Annotated in this window: 21 protein-coding genes; 17 read left to right on the top strand and 4 right to left on the bottom strand. The window is 66.2% G+C overall.

Annotation, left to right across the window (positions count from 1 at the left end):
* Window positions 1-10: 10 nt before the first annotated feature.
* Window positions 11-1249 (bottom strand): aspartate aminotransferase family protein, encoded by a 1239-nt coding sequence (locus IPK75_02475; GenBank protein ID MBK8197209.1) that lies wholly within the window; start codon window positions 1247-1249, stop codon window positions 11-13.
* A 191-nt stretch (window positions 1250-1440) separates the two neighbouring features.
* Between IPK75_02475 and IPK75_02470 the strand changes: the two genes are divergently transcribed.
* The 4 genes from IPK75_02470 to IPK75_02455 all read left to right on the top strand — a co-directional run bounded on the left by IPK75_02470 (window position 1441) and on the right by IPK75_02455 (window position 4642).
* Window positions 1441-1902 carry a stringent starvation protein B gene (locus tag IPK75_02470; protein MBK8197208.1) on the top strand — a complete coding sequence of 154 codons (462 nt, stop codon included), beginning with the start codon at window positions 1441-1443 and terminating at the stop codon, window positions 1900-1902.
* A gap of 13 nt (window positions 1903-1915) precedes the next feature.
* Complete coding sequence (locus IPK75_02465; GenBank protein MBK8197207.1) at window positions 1916-2368, top strand: PaaI family thioesterase; 453 nt, start codon at window positions 1916-1918, stop codon at window positions 2366-2368.
* 230 nt (window positions 2369-2598) lie between these two features.
* Complete coding sequence (locus tag IPK75_02460; protein ID MBK8197206.1) at window positions 2599-3828, top strand: cytochrome P450; 1230 nt, start codon at window positions 2599-2601, stop codon at window positions 3826-3828.
* Between the two features lie 127 nt (window positions 3829-3955).
* Window positions 3956-4642, top strand: coding sequence for a hypothetical protein (locus IPK75_02455; protein ID MBK8197205.1), 687 nt, complete (start codon window positions 3956-3958; stop codon window positions 4640-4642).
* A gap of 136 nt (window positions 4643-4778) precedes the next feature.
* Here the strand turns inward: IPK75_02455 and IPK75_02450 are convergent, their stop codons facing one another.
* Window positions 4779-5141, bottom strand: a complete 363-nt coding sequence (locus IPK75_02450; protein ID MBK8197204.1) for a RusA family crossover junction endodeoxyribonuclease — start codon at window positions 5139-5141, stop codon at window positions 4779-4781.
* A gap of 191 nt (window positions 5142-5332) precedes the next feature.
* Here IPK75_02450 and IPK75_02445 point away from each other — a divergent pair, with 191 nt between their 5' ends.
* The 11 genes from IPK75_02445 (at window position 5333) to IPK75_02395 (ending at window position 14201) form a co-directional block, all read left to right on the top strand.
* Window positions 5333-6364: a DUF1214 domain-containing protein gene (locus IPK75_02445; GenBank protein MBK8197203.1), complete on the top strand. Its 1032-nt coding sequence runs from the start codon at window positions 5333-5335 to the stop codon at window positions 6362-6364.
* Window positions 6364-7584, top strand: a complete 1221-nt coding sequence (locus IPK75_02440; protein MBK8197202.1) for a sulfotransferase — start codon at window positions 6364-6366, stop codon at window positions 7582-7584. Before IPK75_02445 ends, IPK75_02440 begins: the two co-directional genes overlap by 1 nt.
* 130 nt (window positions 7585-7714) lie before the next feature.
* A complete protein-coding gene (gene fumC / locus IPK75_02435; GenBank protein ID MBK8197201.1) occupies window positions 7715-9118 on the top strand; it encodes a class II fumarate hydratase in 1404 nt (467 codons plus the stop codon).
* Between the two features lie 295 nt (window positions 9119-9413).
* Entirely contained in the window at window positions 9414-10217 is an 804-nt protein-coding gene (locus IPK75_02430; protein MBK8197200.1) for an SDR family oxidoreductase, read from the top strand.
* A 13-nt stretch (window positions 10218-10230) separates the two neighbouring features.
* Complete coding sequence (locus IPK75_02425; GenBank protein MBK8197199.1) at window positions 10231-10698, top strand: GNAT family N-acetyltransferase; 468 nt, start codon at window positions 10231-10233, stop codon at window positions 10696-10698.
* A gap of 96 nt (window positions 10699-10794) precedes the next feature.
* The gene (locus IPK75_02420) at window positions 10795-12258 is read left to right on the top strand and encodes a type IV secretory system conjugative DNA transfer family protein (GenBank protein MBK8197198.1); all 1464 of its coding nucleotides are present in this window, start codon (window positions 10795-10797) and stop codon (window positions 12256-12258) included.
* A gap of 65 nt (window positions 12259-12323) precedes the next feature.
* Window positions 12324-12632, top strand: a complete 309-nt coding sequence (locus IPK75_02415; GenBank protein MBK8197197.1) for a PepSY domain-containing protein — start codon at window positions 12324-12326, stop codon at window positions 12630-12632.
* Window positions 12633-12700: 68 nt separating this feature from the next.
* Window positions 12701-12925: a type II toxin-antitoxin system CcdA family antitoxin gene (locus IPK75_02410; GenBank protein MBK8197196.1), complete on the top strand. Its 225-nt coding sequence runs from the start codon at window positions 12701-12703 to the stop codon at window positions 12923-12925.
* Between the two features lie 3 nt (window positions 12926-12928).
* Window positions 12929-13228: a CcdB family protein gene (locus tag IPK75_02405; GenBank protein MBK8197195.1), complete on the top strand. Its 300-nt coding sequence runs from the start codon at window positions 12929-12931 to the stop codon at window positions 13226-13228.
* A 76-nt stretch (window positions 13229-13304) separates the two neighbouring features.
* The gene (locus tag IPK75_02400) at window positions 13305-13601 is read left to right on the top strand and encodes an aspartate decarboxylase (protein ID MBK8197194.1); all 297 of its coding nucleotides are present in this window, start codon (window positions 13305-13307) and stop codon (window positions 13599-13601) included.
* A gap of 6 nt (window positions 13602-13607) precedes the next feature.
* Window positions 13608-14201 carry a GNAT family N-acetyltransferase gene (locus IPK75_02395; GenBank protein MBK8197193.1) on the top strand — a complete coding sequence of 198 codons (594 nt, stop codon included), beginning with the start codon at window positions 13608-13610 and terminating at the stop codon, window positions 14199-14201.
* Here IPK75_02395 and IPK75_02390 read toward each other — a convergent pair.
* Complete coding sequence (locus tag IPK75_02390) at window positions 14198-14647, bottom strand: DoxX family protein (protein ID MBK8197192.1); 450 nt, start codon at window positions 14645-14647, stop codon at window positions 14198-14200. The two genes, IPK75_02395 and IPK75_02390, sit on opposite strands and share 4 nt — an antisense overlap.
* Before the next feature lie 127 nt (window positions 14648-14774).
* Here IPK75_02390 and IPK75_02385 point away from each other — a divergent pair, with 127 nt between their 5' ends.
* Window positions 14775-14969 (top strand): DUF4169 family protein, encoded by a 195-nt coding sequence (locus tag IPK75_02385; protein ID MBK8197191.1) that lies wholly within the window; start codon window positions 14775-14777, stop codon window positions 14967-14969.
* 380 nt (window positions 14970-15349) lie between these two features.
* Here the strand turns inward: IPK75_02385 and IPK75_02380 are convergent, their stop codons facing one another.
* Window positions 15350-16357 carry a hypothetical protein gene (locus IPK75_02380; GenBank protein MBK8197190.1) on the bottom strand — a complete coding sequence of 336 codons (1008 nt, stop codon included), beginning with the start codon at window positions 16355-16357 and terminating at the stop codon, window positions 15350-15352.
* 114 nt (window positions 16358-16471) lie between these two features.
* On the opposite strand from IPK75_02380, the gene IPK75_02375 reads away from it, so the two are divergent.
* Window positions 16472-17578 (top strand): NADH:flavin oxidoreductase, encoded by a 1107-nt coding sequence (locus IPK75_02375; GenBank protein MBK8197189.1) that lies wholly within the window; start codon window positions 16472-16474, stop codon window positions 17576-17578.
* The last annotated feature ends 63 nt before the right edge of the window (window positions 17579-17641 follow it).

Genomic DNA, 17641 nt, shown 5'->3' with positions numbered 1-17641 from the left:
GCAGCCCCCCTCAACTATACCGCGCCTCAACCTTCTCCGCCGTCACGCCCGCCTTCACATCCGCCAGCGCCGCGTCCAGATCCGCAAGGTACGCGTCCGCCACCTCCGCATGCTTCGGCGATAGCATCAGGTGCAGGCTCTGCGGCTCCGCCGTGAATGACGTGAACCACCCGCGCGCGCGCATCGCGGCGTAGAGCGCCAGCGTGTCCGCCTCCGGATGCCGGAACGCCATCAGCCCGAGCATTGGCCGCCCGAGAACTTCAAAGCCGAGCGCCTTCACGCCCGTCTCGATTTTCTCCCGCGTTGCGCAAACGAGGCCCTGCTTCTCGCGGTAGCCCGCCACGCCGAGCACGTTCATCACCGCCCAGGCCGCCGAGATCGCGCCGCCCGGCCGCGTGCCCGCCAGCGTCGGCGTCTTCATCGGCGCGCCGCTCCAGTCACGCATGTTGAACGGCATGTGCCTGTAGAGCTCCTCCGAGCGGAACAGCACGGTCGAGGCGCCCTTGGCGCAATAGCCATACTTGTGCAGGTCGGCGCTCATCGAGTGCACCGCCGGCACTTCGAAATCGAACGCCGGCACCGGCACCCCGTTCATCCGCGCGAACGGCGCAAAGTATCCGCCCACGCACGCATCCACATGCAGCCACACGCCCTTCGCCGCCGCGACCTCTCCCAGCGCCGCAATCGGATCAATGATGCCGTGCGGAAAGTTCGGCGCCGAGCCGACCATCATGATCGTCGCCTCGTCCACCGCCGCCGCCATCGCGGCGGGGTCGGCCTCATAGCTGCCATCGGTCTTCAGCGGCACGCTGCGCACTTCGATGTCCATCAGGTGCGCCGCCTTGTGAAAGGCGAGGTGGCCGGAGCGGGGGATCACGAGATTGTGCCCGCTCGTCGGCCCGCCCTTCGCACGTGCGAAGTCGCGCGCCGTCTTCAGCGCCATGGTGATCGAATCGGTGCCGCCCGAGGTCATAGCGCCCGCCGCGCCGTCCGGCCCGTGCAGCAGGCCGAGCGCCATCTCGATCACCTCCTTCTCCATCTGCGCGAGCGACGGAAAGGCGAGGGGGCCGAGCCCGTTCTCCGACATGTACAGCGCATAGGCTTCCTGCTGCACATGGTGAACATCATCCCCAGCGTTGAAAACGTAGACCGCCGTTCGCCCGCTGCGCCAGTCCACATCGCCGCCGCCGCGCGCGCGCATCTCGGCGCGCACCTCGTCCCAGTCGCGTCCCTCGGCCGGCATCTGCATGGCGTCGCTCCCTGTCCGTGCCGCTGCAGCCTAGGCCGCGGGGCGGCCTCTGGCCAGCCGCACTGCACAATGCGGCGCGAGATGAAAATAAATGCTCGCGTGTTGCGCTAAGGCCGTTGCGGGGTTTGCGCGCTCCGCATAATTTACGTTTCGATAACCTTTCACCTCCGGAAAAAAGAGCAGCGCGCAAGATGACGGATTACATCGGATACGAAGCGCTCACCCAGGCCGCGATGCGCGGTGTCGTGCGCGAGGCCCTGCGCCGCGCCCGCACGAATGGCGGCATGCCGGGTGACCACCACTTCTACGTTTCGTTCCTGACCCGCGCGCCCGGCGTGAAGATCGCCGACCACCTGGTCCAGCGCTTCCCGGAAGAGATGACCATCGTCATCCAGCACCAGTTCTGGGACCTCGAAGTCCACGAAGGCCATTTCGAGATCGTGCTGAAATTCTCCGGCGTGCCCCAGCACCTGTCGATCCCGCTCGCCGCCATCACCCGCTTCGTCGACCCGTCGGTCAATTTCGGCCTCACCTTCGAAACCCGTGGCCGCGATGCCGGCGTCATCGCCCCCGCGAAGGACGTGACCGCCGAATCCGCCCCGAAGGCGCCGGCCGAAACGGTCGTCAATCTCGACGCCTATCGCCGCAAGTAAGGCGCTTCGGCCGTTGACCGAAGAAGCAAAGCCCCGCGTCTCCGACGCCGACATGCTGGCGCGTTTCCAGAACTCGAAGAAACGCCCGCCCTGTTCGGACACGCTCGGCATGCGCCTCGCCGCGCTCTCCCAGGACGAGCAATGGGTGCGCATGGACTTTGACGTCCCCCAGATGTTCGCCAATCCCACCGGCGCGGTCCAGGGCGGCTTCATCGCCGCGATGATGGACGAGGCCATGAGCACCGCCGTCATCATCGCCTCCAATGTCACGATGACCGCCCCGACGCTGGAAATGAAAACCAGCTACCTGAAACGTCTGATGCCCGGCCCCGCCAGCGTCACCGCCCGCATCCTCAAGCTCGGCAAGTCCGCCGCCTTCATGGAAGCCGACTGCTTCGACGACAAGGGCGACCTCGTCGCCCGCGCCACCGCCACCGCCATCCCAATGCCCTTCAAACGGCTTTAGGCTGCCAAACCCCCTCCGTCTCGCTTCGCTCGCCACCTCCCCTGTAAACGGGGGAGGATAAGGTTGCACCCGGACGTCCCCTGATCCTCCCCTGCGACGCGGGGGAGGTGGCAGGCCGCGAAGCGGTCTGTCGTAGGGGGGGCACTTTGCTTTCCCAAAATCCCCCGCGCGCCCGCCCGGAAAATCGGCTATACGCATGCCATAATAAAAACGCCCGGGAGGAGACCCTCATGGCCGACGATCCGAAAACGCCGCCCGCAATTCCCCAGTCCATTCTCGAGCTGTCGGCCTTCAACCCCGCCGCGCGCGACAACCCCCATCCGATGATGGCGGCGCTGCAGGCCGGCTGTCCGGTCATGCGCGACGAAGTGGCGAAAGTCTGGGTGCTCAGCCGCTACAAGGACATCCGCGACACCGTCAACGACCGCTCCTTCGTGCGCCATCCCCTCAACGCCGACCCCGAGTCGATCACCGCCCGCCTCGTCGACGACACCAGCGACCGCCGCACCAGCATCCTCTTCCTCGACGATCCGGACCATGCCCGCATCCGCCAGCCGCTCGCCAAGGCCTTCTATGCCCGCATCAACAAGATGCGCCCCGAAATCGAGGCGATGATCGACAAGGTCATCGACGCGGCCCCCGCCAGCGGCGCCTTCGACCTGATGGAGACGGTCGCCGTGCCGGTGCCCGTCCTCGTCATCGCGCGCATCCTCGGCGTCGACGAATCCCGGCTGGCAGATTTCCGTCAGTGGTCGGAAGATGTCATCCTCGGCCTAAATCCCGTCCGCACGCCGGAGGAAACCGCCCGCGTCGTCTCCGGGGGCGCGGCGCTGGATGCCTATTTCGGCGAGCTCATGCAGGCCCGCCGCAAGGCGCCGCAGGAGGATCTCGTCACCGACATGGTGCAGCTGCAGGCGAGGGGGGAGGCGAAAGTCAGCGATGATGAAGTCTGCCTCAACCTGCAGGCCCTCCTCGTCGGCGGCAACCTGACCACCACCGATCTCATCGGCAACGGCATCTGGCTGCTGCTCACCCATCCGGAGCAGGCCGCCGCCCTGCGCGCCGATCCCGGCCTTGCCGCCCAGGCGGTCGAGGAAGTCCTGCGCTACGAGGCGCCGGTGCAGGTCACTTCCCGGATTGTCGAGGCTGATCGCACCGTCGCCGGCTGCCCGATGCAGAAGAGCCAGCCGGTCTTCATGTCGCTCGCCGCCGCCAACCGCGACCCCGAGGTCTTCTCCGCGCCGCAGGATTTCGACATCACCCAGAAGCGGGCCAGCCACATCGCCTTCGGCGGCGGGCCCCACATCTGCATCGGCGCCCCGCTCGCCCGCATCGAGGCGCGCCATGTCTACCTGAAGCTGCTGGAGAAATATCCGGGCCTCAGCCTGCCGGAACAGGATCTTGTCTGGCGCACGCTGCCATTCTTCCGCGGGCTCGAGAAACTCATCGTCCAGGCCTGACAGAACGTCCGTCTGCGGAAGACTTATGCCTGCTAATTTGCGAAGCCGGCCGTAATGAAAACAAGGCCGTGCAAGAAATATCGGCAAACTTACGCAACACCTTCCAACCCATGCCTATAATCACGGCATGGACCAGACGCTGCCCCCGGAAGACGATGTGCCGAACGGCCCGCTGATCGATGCGGGCGCCGGCTTTGCGATGGGGCTGGTGCGGCGCCTGCGCGCCCAGCTCGCCCATCCGCCGTCCGCGTTCGGCGCCGCTTTCCTGCGCCGGCTGGTGCGCCAGTTCCTGCTGCCCGCCGAAGCCGCGCTGCGCCGCGCGCTCTACCTCATCGCCGATACGCTGGCGCCCGAGCCAGCCCGCGCGCCGCTGAGCCCCGCAACCGCGCCCGCCCGTCCGGCAGGTCCGCGCCCTCCGGCGCCGCCGCGCACACCCGGCTTCCGCCTCACCGAGACGCCCCCGCGCGTGCCCGTCCGCCGCCTGCCACCGAACGCTGGTCCGCGCATTTCCATCGCCGGCCTCGCGCCGCCGCCTCCGCCGCCGCGTCCGCGCCGCCCGGTCGATCCCGTGGCGCTGGAAGACCGGCTGCATCGCCGCCTTGCCGCGTTCGAGGCGGCCTTCACCGATCCGCTCCGCGCCGCCCGCCGGCTCCTGCGCCTGCTTGCCCGCCGCGCCTCGCCGCGCCCGGTCCTCTCGCTCGTGCGCGTGCCCGGCCTCGATGCCAAACCGCTCGACCCCGCAGAGCGCCGCCTGCTTGCAGACCTCAACACCGCCGTCATCGCCGCCTTCGCCCGCGTGCCAAACACGTCCTGACAGTTCCCCCTCCGTCTGCGGTGCAGACACCTCCCCCGCCAGCGGGGGAGGATAAGGGTGCTTCCGGATGCGGCGTCATCCTCCCCTGCGAAGCGGGGGAGGTGGCTCGCTGTGCAACAGCGAGACGGAGGGGGCGCTAGCCCATCGCCTCCGCCAGCATCCAGATCCCGTCGCGCTCGGCGCTACGCCGCTCCACCAGCAGCCGCGCCACCTGATGGTCGTCCTCGAACACATGTCCGCACATTGAATCGAGCAGCGCCTTCGCGAGGTTGTCGAGATCCATCCAAGGCGCCTCGCCGAGATGCTCCATAACGATATGCACGCTGTAGTCGCCATACCCCGGCCGCAGCGGCGGGAAGTCCTTTCGGAAGAACTCCTTCAGCAGCGTCTTGTAATACTTCGTCTGCGTCGTCAGGCCGGTACAGGTCACCTCCAGCGCCCCCGCCTCGGTGATGCGCGCGCGCACCTTGCCGGCGCTGGTCCAGTCCGTCCCCGTCACGCATGTCTCCAGTCTGGGATTCGCCGGAAAACTATCTCAGGCTTTGTCCCTAGGGCAATCCGTTGGGTCATGGATTGTCGCTCCGCCCCCCGCTGTTAGCGTGATCGAAAACTCGACGAACGGGGAGGACTATTGTGACAGAGACGTTCTCTGACGATCCCGCAAAAGCTTGGGATGCGTTGACCAAAAACCTGGCCGCCGCCGGCGCGCGCATGGCGGCCGCCACCGAAACCTTGTCGGCTGAGGAACGTGCCGACGGTTTCCGCGCGCTCGCCCGCGCCCTTGCCAACCAGCTCGGCCGTCTCGAAGCCGATGACGCCGCCCCCGAACTCGCGCCGTTCAATCTCTGGCGCCAGAAATTCTACATGGACAATCCGGACTGCCTCTACTGGGTCGCCGAGATTGCGAAGGGCGGCGCTTACCGCATCCGGGGCACCGCCCTGAATGCCGTCTTCACCTCCGTCAATGTCTATGCCGGCTCGAGCCTCGAGACGCAGACCGTTGCGCGCATCACGTCGGACGATCTCGTCCTCGATCCCGAAGGGCGCTTCACGCTGACGCTCGGCGGCGATCCGGCCTCGGCCGAAGGCCAGTGGCTCGCCATTCCCGAAGGCGCCAACATGATCTGGGTACGGCAGTTCTATGACGACCCCGCCGCGATGGACGGCGCCTGCGCCATCGAACGCCTCGACACCGTCGCCCCCCCGCCGGTCATCCAGCCCGCCCGGTTCAGCCGCCGCCTCGCCGGCATGGGCACCACGCTGGAGACCGCCTCGCGCGTCATGGTCCGCGCGGGCTCCGACAAGGACACCGAGCCGCGCAACGGCGTGCGCGAATGGTCCGAGATGCAGGGCGGCGCGGTCTATACCGAGCCCGGCATCCACTACCAGCGCGGCGCCTGGCAACTCGCCCCCGGCGAAGCCCTCGTTCTCGACGGCAGCATGGTCGAGGCCCGCCATCTCAGCGTGCTGCTCTACAGCCGCTTCCTCAACTCGCTCGACTACCGCAACCGCACCGTCTCGCTGACACGCCCGCGCATGACGGTCGGCCCGGACGGCGCCTTCCGGATTGTCATCGCCGGCGAAGACTCCGGCGTGCCCAACTGGCTCGACACCGAAGGCCGCCCCTTCGGCCTGTTCGTCATCCGCTGGCTGCAGCCTGCGGCGACACCAAAGCTGCCCACCGCGAAGGTCGTGCGCCTCGCAGAGCGTGGGGGCGCCTGATGTGGACCCCGCCGCCCCGCAGCGCCGAAGCGCGCGCCCTCTATTCCGCCGCCGAGTCCGAGCGCGCCTGCCGGCCGGAGCTCTTTGTGCTCGGTGCACAGACGATCCTCGCCGCCGCCTTTGCAAGGTCGCAGTTGCCGGCCGGCGATGACGGCGACTGGAAGGCCGGCTTCCACGCCTATATCGACTCGGCCCGCGAGGAGGGCCGCCTCAACGCCCTCGGCATGCGCAGCATGGTCGGCACGGCCGTCGCCAAGCTGCAGGCTCGCGCAAAAATCTCCACCACGCTCGCCGAGAACCCTCAAGTCCGCACACGGACCATCGACCGGCCCATCTTCATCATCGGCGGCTGGCGCACCGGCACCACGCTGCTGCAGCGCCTGCTGGACGGCGTGCCGGGCCTGCGCGGCGCGATGCCGTCCGAGCTCTCGGTGCCCTGGCGCTTCCTCGATCTGGAAGCCGGCGCCCGCGCAACGCTGATCGTCGCGGGGGAGGGCGCCCATCAGCGCCTGCACGCCCTCAATCCGCAGATGCAGCAGGTCCACCCCTCCGGCGGCCGCCTCGCCGAGGAATGCGTGCTCGCGATGGGCAGTGATTTCCGCAACTGGGGCTTCACCTCCACGCTGCGCTGCCCGTCCTATGCGAACTGGCTGCTGACCCAGGACATGGCCCCGAGCTACCGCACCTATGCCGACATCCTCCGTATGCTGCAGGATGCCAGCGGCCGCCGCTGGGTGCTGAAGGCCCCGGCCCACACAGCGGCGCTGCCGGCGCTCTGGGCCGCCTTTCCGGATGCCATCGTGCTGCACCTGCACCGCGACGTCGTGGAAACCGTCACCTCCGGCGCGAGCCTCTTCGCCGTGTTCCGCTCAACCTATAGCGACGCCGTCGATCCCGCCGAAGTCGGCCGCTACCAGCTGGACATGACCGCCGAATGGTTCCGCCGCGCCATGGCCGCCCGCGAGGCCCACCCCGGTCAGAAGGTCATCGACATCGCCTTCCGCGACCTCGTCGCCGACCCGGTGGGGCTCGTCCGCAAGCTCTGCGCCGCCTGCGACGTGGCGTGGGACGAGGCCTCCGAGACCGCCGCCGAGGACCGCCTCGCCAGCCTCAACCGCCAGCACGGCCCCCACAAGTACGCCCCGGAAGATTTCGGCCTCGAGCCGGGGGAAATCCGCGAACGCCTCGCTGGCTACGCCTCTGCCTTCGGATTGGGTTGATCTCCCGTCTGCGGAGAGGGAGGCGCGCGTCACTCGCTTTTCTGTCGCCCTCGTCGCCCCTTGATGCTCTCCCGCCGCCTCGCTAGACCGCGCGGGCAGACCGAGACCCCAGCCCGATCAGGAGCCCTCCATGGCCAAGAAACCCGACACCCGCACCGAGACCGACACTTTCGGCCCCATCGAGGTGGAATCGGACAAGTACTGGGGCGCGCAGGCCCAGCGCTCGCTCGGCAACTTCAAGATCGGCTGGGAGAAGCAGCCGCAGCCGATCATCCGCGCCCTCGGCATCGTCAAGAAGGCCGCCGCCGAAGTGAACATGTCGCTGGAGAAGATGGACCGCCTCGTCGGCCGGGCCATCGTTCAGGCAGCCGATGAAGTCATCGAAGGCAAGCTCGACGCGCATTTCCCGCTGGTCGTCTGGCAGACGGGGTCGGGCACCCAGTCGAACATGAACGCCAACGAGGTAATCTCCAACCGCGCCATCGAAATCCTGAACGGCAAGGTCGGCTCCAAGGCGCCGGTCCACCCGAACGACCATGTCAACATGAGCCAGTCGTCCAACGACACGTTCCCGACCGCCATGCACATCGCCTGCGCCGAGCAGGTCGTGCACAAGCTGGTGCCGGCGCTGCAACAGCTGCAGAACGCGCTGAACGACAAGGCGCAGGCCTGGAAACACATCATCAAGATCGGCCGCACGCATACCCAGGACGCAACGCCGGTCACGCTCGGCCAGGAATTCTCCGGCTATGCCAAGCAGATCGAGAACGGCATCAAACGGATCGAGATGACCCTCCCTATGCTGATGGAACTGGCGCAGGGCGGCACAGCCGTCGGCACCGGCCTCGCCTCGCCGGAAGGCTTCGCCGAACTGGTGGCCGACAAGATCGCCCAGATCACAGGCCTGAAATTCACGTCCGCCCCGAACAAGTTCGAAGCCCTCGCCGCGCATGACGCGATGGTGATGACCCACGGCGCCATCAACACGGTGGCCATGAGCTGTTTCAAGATCGCCAACGACATCCGCTTCCTCGGTTCGGGCCCGCGCTCAGGCCTCGGCGAACTCGCCCTGCCGGAAAACGAGCCCGGCTCCTCGATCATGCCGGGCAAGGTGAACCCCACCCAGTGCGAAGCGCTGACGCAGGTTTGCGCCCATATCCACGGCAACAACGCCGCCATCGGCTTTGCCGGCTCGCAGGGCCATTTCGAGCTGAACGTGTTCAACCCGATGATGGCCTACAACTTCCTCCAGTCCGTGAAACTGCTCTCGGACGCCGCCGTCTCGTTCACCGAGAACTGCGTCGTCGGCATCGAACCGCGCCTCGACAATATCCAGCGCGGCCTCGAGAACTCGCTGATGCTGGTGACGCCGCTGAAGGAAAAATACGGCTACGACCTCGCGGCCAAAGTGGCGAAGACCGCGCACAAGAACGGCACGACGCTGAAGGTCGAAGCGCTGAAACTCGGCATCTCCGAAGCCGACTTCGACGCCATCGTGCGCCCTGAGAAGATGATCGGGCCGGATCCGGTCTGATCGTTCCGACAGAGCGTGACATCCCGGCGAAAGCCGGGACCCAGCCCCATTCGAGCAACTTCTCCGCAGATACCTGCGAAGGCAGGTATCCAGTACTTTGGTGAAAGTCTGGACCCCTGCTTTCGCAGGGGTCTGCGATGAGGGAGCGCAAGCAAGATGGGTCCCGGCTTTCGACGGAATGACCGGGATTGAGACCGGCTCCCGTCGACCTGGCCCTCAAAAATTTTCCCTTGCCGGCCGATGACCCCTGCCGCACTACCGGCGAAAGGGCAGTCGTCAGGGAAGGGAACTGGCCATGGATTTCAGCAACCTCTATTCGGTCAAGGGCAAGACGGTCGTCATTACCGGTGGCTCGCGCGGGATTGGCGAGATGATTGCCGCCGGCTTCCTGGCCAATGGCGCCAAGGTCATCATTTCCTCGCGCAAGGAAGCGGCTTGCTACGAAACGGTCGACCGGCTGAAGAAAGAGTTCGGCGGCGAGATCTATGCGATCCCGTCTGATGTCGGCCAGATGGACGGTATCCTCCACCTCGCCGGCGAGATCGCCAAGCGCGAGGACAAGGTCGACGTGCTGATCAACAATGCCGGGGTCGCCTGGGGCGCCTCGCTCGACGAGTTTCCCGAGAAGGGCTGGGACAAGGTGATGGATGTCAACGTGAAAGGCATCTTCTTCCTGACCCAGAAACTGATGCCGCTGCTGCGCAAGGCGGCGAGCGCCGAGAACCCGGCGCGGGTCATCAACATCGCCTCGATCGACGGCATGCACACTTCGCCGATGAGCGGCTATGCCTATGGCACGTCGAAGGCGGCGGTGATCCACCTGACCCGCTTCATGGGTGGCAGCCTTGCGGGCGACCATATCCTCGTAAACGGCATCGCGCCGGGCCCGTTCCCGACCTACATGCTGTCGACCGGCGTCGGCTTCAAAGGCGAGACGGAGGGGGTCGACTGGGGCATGGTCGCCAGCCGCAACCCGTCCGGCCGCGTCGGTTCGCCGGAAGATATCGCGGGCCTCGCGATGTTCCTGTCCTCGCGCGCCTCGGCCTATATCACCGGCCACACGATCCCCTGCGATGGCGGCATAATCTCGGCGAGCTGACCCGGGGGGCGCCATGGCAGAGATCCTCCGCGTCGGGACAGCCCTGCCGGCGGGAATGACCCGGCTCGCCGAAGCGGCAGCCGCTGAAGGCGTGCGCAACATGCAGAAGCTGGTCGCCGACTGGCAGAGCGGCGCGCAGCGCTTCGACGCTGGCGGCGCCGCGCTGTTTGCAGCGATCGAACAGGGCGACCTCGCCGGGGTCGGCGGCGTGAAGCCTGAAACCGGTGCCGGTGAGTCTGCGATGCGGATGCACCGGTTCTACGTCCATCCGTCATACCGGCGGCTGGGTATCGGAAAGCGGATTGCGCACGCCGCGATGAGCCATGCACTGATGCATGCGCCGCTGCTCACCTGTAATGCGCGCGCCAGTGAGGCGGCCGCGCCTTTCTGGATGGCATTGGGATTTGCACCGGTGGACGCAGCCGGCTATACACATATATTCCGTATCGGGACGAATAAGTCTGCATGGCAGCCATGCTGAATTTCCCATAACAATTCCGATTGACAATTCAACGGTTGTTGAGAAACTCGTGTCCAAGGGGGACGATGGTCGTCTTCCGTGAGGACGCAAATTCCAATGTCTGGGTCATCTGATACTCCACGGGGCTGGGAAGCCGGGGGGGCGGGGACCAACAAGCGGCGGCGCAAGCCGGCAGCTTCTGCAACACCAAAGGCGGCGCGCCGCCGCAAGACCAAAAAAGCTCAGGATACGCACAATCCGGTCCTCGAGGCCGGTGACAAGCTGTTGATCGGCTGGCGCATGGACGAAGGCGCCATACCACTGGGTTTTCGCGATACGGCCGCGCCGCAGGCCAAGGCGGACACGCCGATCTGGCTCGAAGGCGAAGGCCACATGATCACGATTGCGCCGACCGGGCGCGGAAAGGGGCGCGGCGCCCTGATCCCCAACCTCCTGACCTATCAGGGGCCGGTGATCGTGATCGATCCGAAAGGCGAAGCCTGCCAGATCACCGCGCGCCGGCGCCGGGAGATGGGCCAGAAGGTCCACGTGATCGATCCGTTCAAGGTGATTTCGGAAGAGACCGACAGTCTCAACCCGATGGATGCCTTCAACATTCCGGGTGTCGATGCGTCGGCGCTGGCGATGGATATTGCCAAGTTGCTTTCGGGCGGCGGCAAGATCGCCAAGGATCCGTTCTGGGACATCCGCGGCCATGACCTGTCGGCGGGCGTGATCGCGGCGATTGCGGCGACGGCCGAGCCCGAGCATCGCAACCTGATCCGGGTACGGAGCCTCCTGAAGAAGGACGATTCGACCTACAACCTGGCGGTGCTGCTCGACACCTGCGGCGGCAAGCTGTCCGCCTTCGCGCATGAGGAAATCTCGAGCTACCTGCAGACGACGGAAGTGACCCGTTCGGGCATCCATGCCACCGCCTGCAGCTATTTCTCGGTGATCGCCTCGGAAGCGGCGCAGCGCACGGTGGCCAAGTCGACCATTGATCTCGATGCGGTGCGGCGCGGGGATCCGATGACGATCTACCTCGTCGTGCCGCCCACCAAGCTGGAGAGCCATGCGCCCCTGTTCCGTCTGTGGACGGCGGCGCTGATGTCGGCCGTCCTCTCGCGGTCGGGCCCGCTGCCTGAATACCGGACGCTGTTCGCCATCGACGAATGCGCCCAGCTCGGCGACTTCGGCACCTTGCCGATGGTCTACACGCTGGCCCGGTCCTACGGCATGCGGGTCTGGACCTTCTTCCAGGACGTGGCCCAGATCCAGGCGAAGTTGCCTGAAGCCTGGTCGACGGTGATTTCCAACACCGCCGCCCTGCAGGCCTTCGGATTGCCGAACCTGCTCGCCGCGCGCCAGATGGCGCAGGTGCTGGGCGACTTCTCGGAGGATGCGCTCTTGCAACTCGACCCGGCGAACCTCGTGCTGCAGGTGTCCGGCCAGCGCGGCCATCTGGCCCGGCGTCTGGACTATCTGACAGACCCGGCCTTTGCCGGCCTGTTCGATCCGCACCCGATGCTCGGCGGGCGGCCGCCGGGCGGCAAGGCGAGGCCGGCGCCGGAACTCTGACTGCCTGTTCATCTCCCGTTGGGCGCCGGATGTGCTAGCGTGGCTGCGCACATCCGGAGGCTCCCATGAAAAATCCATTGAAAGCCCTTCTCGCTGCGGCCGCGCTGGCGGCCGCTGGCGGCGCGCCCGCCCTCGCGCATGGCAGCGACGATGACAGCGCGCCGCGGTCGCGGTTCGAAGTGTCGGAGTCCGAGGCGCTCGAAATTGCGGCGGCGGCAGGCATGACCGACGTGCGCGAGGTGAAGGCCCGCCGGGGCGTCTGGAAGATCGAGGGCATCGACAGCGACGGCGTGAAGCTGGAGATCGAGATCGACGGCGACTCGGGCGAGATCGTCAAAAGCGAACGCTACGGGATGCCGGCGCAGGGCCAATAGGCGCGGTTGCGGGCACGCACGATGCGCATTATATATGCGCATCAGCCGCACGTAGCCGGAGCGCGCCCATGGCCTCGAAAGTCCGCGTCAACCTGAGCATCGATGAAGCGCTTGTGGCGAAGGCCAAGGCCGCCGGCGTCAACCTGTCTGCGGTCGCCGAAGAGGCGATCCGCTTCCAGACCCGCGCGGAAGAAATGCGGATCTGGCAGGAAGCCAACCGTGAAGCGCTGGAGGCGAAGGCCAGACTGGTTGAAGAGCAGGGCCTGTGGTCCGACGGCCTGCGGCAGTTCTGACCGATGAACCGGCTCGCGGTGTTCTCGTTGAGGCAGGCGCCGGACCAGCTCGTTCTTGTGCTGAGTGACCCGCAGATCGCGTTGGCCGGCACCGTCGTCGCCGCGCCTCTGAAGGATGCGGCGACATTCCCTGTGGCCGAAGGCCTCAACCCCCGAATTGCAATCGGCGACTCAGCCATGGTGCTGGCAACCGAGCAACTGGCTGCGATCCCGGTCAAGTCGCTCGGCCGGCAGTTGCAGGACTGCATCGAACACGAATACGCCATCGCCAATGCGATCAACCGGCTTTTCTTCGGCATCTGACAGGCAGGCTGACGCCGGAGGACCGGGCGGCTAGAGTGCGCCGACAGAATCACTTCCCGCCCAGAAAGGCCCGCCCATGTCGAAGTCTCCCGTCGGCTCGAAATCCAACCCGTCGCAATTTGATGTCCTGTCGAAACTGGCCGATGACGAGCCCTATTTCGTCATCCGCGCCCATGACCCGCTGTCTTCGGCGCTGGTCGAGCTGCATGCCTATATCGGGGCCGGGCAGGCGGGCGCCGCGCACAACAAGCTAGCCGAAATCATGGCGCTGACCTCGCAGAAGCCGCCGCGTCCGGCGTCCAGCCCGAAATACCGGGAGACCTTCGCCATCTCGCTGGCGATGGAGCAATGGCGCGACGCCAACAAGGACTGAGCCGCCATGAAGCTGGCGCCGGTCGTCCTCGAGAATGCGCATGTGCGCCTGCGCGCCTTCGTGCCGGAGACGGACGGGCCTGAGCTGCACGCCCTGGCCGCGCGGGCGCCGGAGATCTTCCGGCTCTGGTCGCACCGTGGCCCCGGCGACTGGGTGGGCGAATGGGTCGAGACCATCCGTAAACGGACGGCTGACGGCACGATGATCGCCTTCGCCGTCACGCGGCCGGAAGACGGCGCCTTCCTCGGCATCACCAGCTGGCTGGATCCCAGCGAGGTCAACAAGTCCGTCGAGATCGGCATGACCTGTTATGCGCCGGAAGCGCAGGGCACGCCGGTCAACCCGTCGTGCAAGCTGCTGCTGATGACGCACGTGTTCGAGGCCTGGGGCGCGCGGCGGGTGCAATACCAGGTAGACAACCGGAATGAGCGCTCGAAGGCGGCGGTGCTGAAACTCGGCGCCCAGCTGGAAGGCGTGCTGCGCAACCATCGCACCCTGCCGGACGGGTTCGTGCGGGACACGGCCTTCTTTTCCATCCTCGACCGGGAATGGCCGGGCGTGAAGGTCCGGCTGGAAGTGCGGACAACGGCGGCTGTCTAAGCAGGTGACAGGGCGCGCCGTCGAAGCATCGTGTCAACTGCGCAGCAATCGGCACCGCGCACAAACACGAAGGCGAGCGCGGCAAGTATCGCGACGTTCTTGAACAGTGGCCCGGTATGGCCGGGCGCCATATGAATTACGAAGGTAATTGGCACGAGTGTCACGAACAGGGCCAGTGCGGCGAGGCGGGTCGAGTAGCCAACCGCCAGCGCAAGACCGGCGGCGATGAACACGGCGCCGCTGAGGTGCAGGAGGAGCAGCGGATCAGCGATGCTGCTTGCAAGCGCTGCCCAAGGTGATTCATCGATGCGGGCCAGCATGTCATCAGCCTGAAGAAAATGGCCGAGCCCGCCAATGATGAAGATCAGGGATGTCCCGATACGGAAGATCAGGTCGGATAATCCATGCAGAGGCGCGAGGCGTGCGGCGAGCCAGTTTTCGAACATGTGTTTCCTCCCGATTCAATATTAGAGAAATCTAATATATCGCGATCCGGCTTGCACCCCCTGCCAGAGATCAACTTTTCTTGAGCAGCGTCTGGACCCGGACTGTATCTTGAGTCACGCAAGAGCGATGACCACACCGATCAACCTCAACAAAGCCCGCAAGGCGAAGGCGAAGGCGGCGAAGGAACAGCAGGCGAAAGAGAACCGCGCGAAGTTCGGACGCACGAAACTGGACCGCGAGATCGAGGCGGCCCGCGCCGAAAAGCAGGCGAAGCTGACCGAGGCACACCGCCGCGATAAGCCGCCGCCGGAAGACGGTTAAAAAAGCGTTGACACGCGGCCCCCGCTTTGCACTTCGTCTTCTGCGTTGTGCCAGTGTGGGAGTGCGGTCATGGCCCGGAATATCTTCAACAAGACCGTGTTCAGCTTCGCGGCTTTCGCTGCCGGAATCGTGTGGGGCATCGCCGCCGAAGCGAGCGCCGCCGGCCTGCCGCTGATCGGCGTTTTCCAGGGCTGAAGCCCGCGCGTTTCTGCACAATTCTTCTGATGGTACCCTCGCCGTAGATGCCTGCGCAGGCAGGCATCCAGTGCGGAGCTCCTGCGTCTGGACCCCTGCCTCCGCAGGGGTCTGCGGAGAAGCGCTGCGGTGTGTGGCCCATCCTTCGACTTCGCTCAGGATGAGCGTTGTTTTTGCGTCGGGTATCAGCTGCCGCCTGGATCGGCCGCCTGTTCGATCAGGTTGTCTTCGTAGCGTCCGCGGTTGACGCGCTGCAGCGCGTCGAAGATGGCCTTGGCGTCCTTGTCCTTCAGCAGCGGTACGCCGCGCGCGAGTTCGGCGGCGCGGGCATATTGCGAATGGGCTTCGGCGAGGTCGCCGCGCGCTTCGGCACAGGCGCCCCAGTTGTGCTGGATGGCGGGGGCGGCGGGGTAGGCGGCGGCGAGTTCCTCCCACTGCGCGCAGGCGCCAATCAGGTTGCCCTGCTTGGTCGCCTTCACGGCGGCGGCAAAGCGCGGCTCGCCGGCTTCCTCGCCAATGAGGGGCTTGGTGACGATTTCGGCGCGGAAGGTGGCGATGTAGGGCGCGATGTCGGTGCGGAACTGGGCAACCGCTGCCGGGACGGTCTGGCGGATCATGCCATAGGGCGCATCGCCCGGATTGTAGGTTTCGTAGATGACCGAGCCGACCTGGCCGGTCGGCCGGTCCGTGTACGGATATTCGGCGATGTCGTGGCAATCCTCCCGCTCGGTCGTGGCGCTGCGGGCCGAGGCGAAGACCGGACGGCGGACGGCGAGGTCGATCAGGCGCGCCTGCACCTCGACATCGACGATCTCCTTGAAACATTCCCTTTCGACCGTGGCGCGGCGCTCGCAGTCGAACGGGCCATCATATTCCACGCAGCGTGTTTCGGTCTCGCGGCGGATTTCGCCGCGGTAGCCGGTGACGCCGACATCGCCTTCATAGGCGCCTTGGGGGCGGTCGGGGTCGAGCACGATGAACCAGGGCCGGCCTTCCAGTTCGGTGCCGGCGATCAGGTCCTCGAAAGCGGCCTCGGCATCGTTGCCGGCCGGACCATCGAATCGGCCGACCACCACATCGGTATAGTCAAGCGCCTGCGGGAAATTGGGGGCGGTGCGGGCGGCATAGTCGTACCCGGGCGTCTGGCATGCCGCTAGCAGCCCGGCCAGGGCGAGCATCAGGAAGCGCTTCATGTTTACCCCCACTAAAGCGACGGTGTAGACCTGCCGCCGAGGCGGCGCGGCGTCAATGGTTGACGCGGCGGGCCCGCTAACCCACTTCTCGCCCAGCTTTCAAAGGAACCCCTCATGGCCCGCACCCTGTTCACGCCGTTCAAGCTGAAAAACCTGGAACTCAAGAACCGCGTCGTGATGGCGCCGATGACGCGCTCGCGCTCGCCGGGCGGCGTGCCGGGCGAGGACGTGGCGGACTATTATGCCCGCCGCGCCGCCGCAGACGTGGGCCTGCTTGTGACGGAGGGTACGACCGTGCGCCGGGGCGGCTCGTCGAATGATCCGAACGTGCCGAACTTCTACAAGGCCGATGCGCTGGAAGGCTGGGGCAAGGTGGTCGCGAAAGTGCACGCCAATGGCGGGGCGATTGCGCCGCAGATCTGGCACCAGGGTATGGTGCGCAAGCAGGGCACGGGCCCGAACCCTGACGCGCCGACCGACAGCCCTTCGGGCCTCACCCATACCGGCAAGCAGGTGCTGCCCGAGCCGACCACCGCCGAGGTGGACGACATGGTGCTCGCCTATGCGGACGCCGCCGCCGATGCCAAGCGGCTTGGCTTCGACACGCTGGAGATCCACGGCGCGCATGGCTACCTGATCGACCAGTTCTTCTGGGATGCCATGAACAAGCGCTCCGACCGCTATGGCGGCGGGCTTGTGGAACGCGCCAGCTTCGGCGGCGACATCATCCGCGAGATCCGCAAGAAGGTCGGCCCGGATTTCCCGATCATCCTGCGCTATTCGCAGTGGAAGCAGCAGGACTATACCGCCCGTCTTGCGCCGACGCCGAAAGAGCTGGAAGCCTTCCTCAAGGTGTTTGCGGACGCGGGCGTGGACGCGCTGCATGTCTCGCAGCGCCGCTACTGGGAGCCGGAATTCCCGGAAGTGGACGGCCCGAACGGCCTCAACGGCGCCGGCTGGGCGAAGAAGCTGACCGGCCTGCCGACAATCACTGTCGGCTCGGTCGGCCTCAACGGTGACTTCGAGAAATCCTTCGCCGGGGAGGGCGCGCCGCAGCGTTCGCTCGATGACCTGGAAGCGCGCCTCGACAAGGGCGAGTTCGACCTCGTCGCCGTCGGCCGCGCGATCCTTCAGGACCCGGAATGGGCGAAGAAGGTAAAAGAAGGCCGCTTCGCCGACCTGCGCGACTATGACGGCAAGTCGCTCGCGACGCTTTACTAGGCCGACATTGAGTCATCCGGTGCGGGCCCGGCTGCGTATCATGCCTCGAGTGTGATTGCAGAC

This window comes from Acidobacteriota bacterium (assembly GCA_016712445.1).
GTDB lineage: Bacteria > Pseudomonadota > Alphaproteobacteria > Caulobacterales > Hyphomonadaceae > Hyphomonas.
The sequence above is the reverse complement of the archived record's forward strand: the minus strand, read 5'-3'. Positions and strand labels throughout refer to the sequence as shown.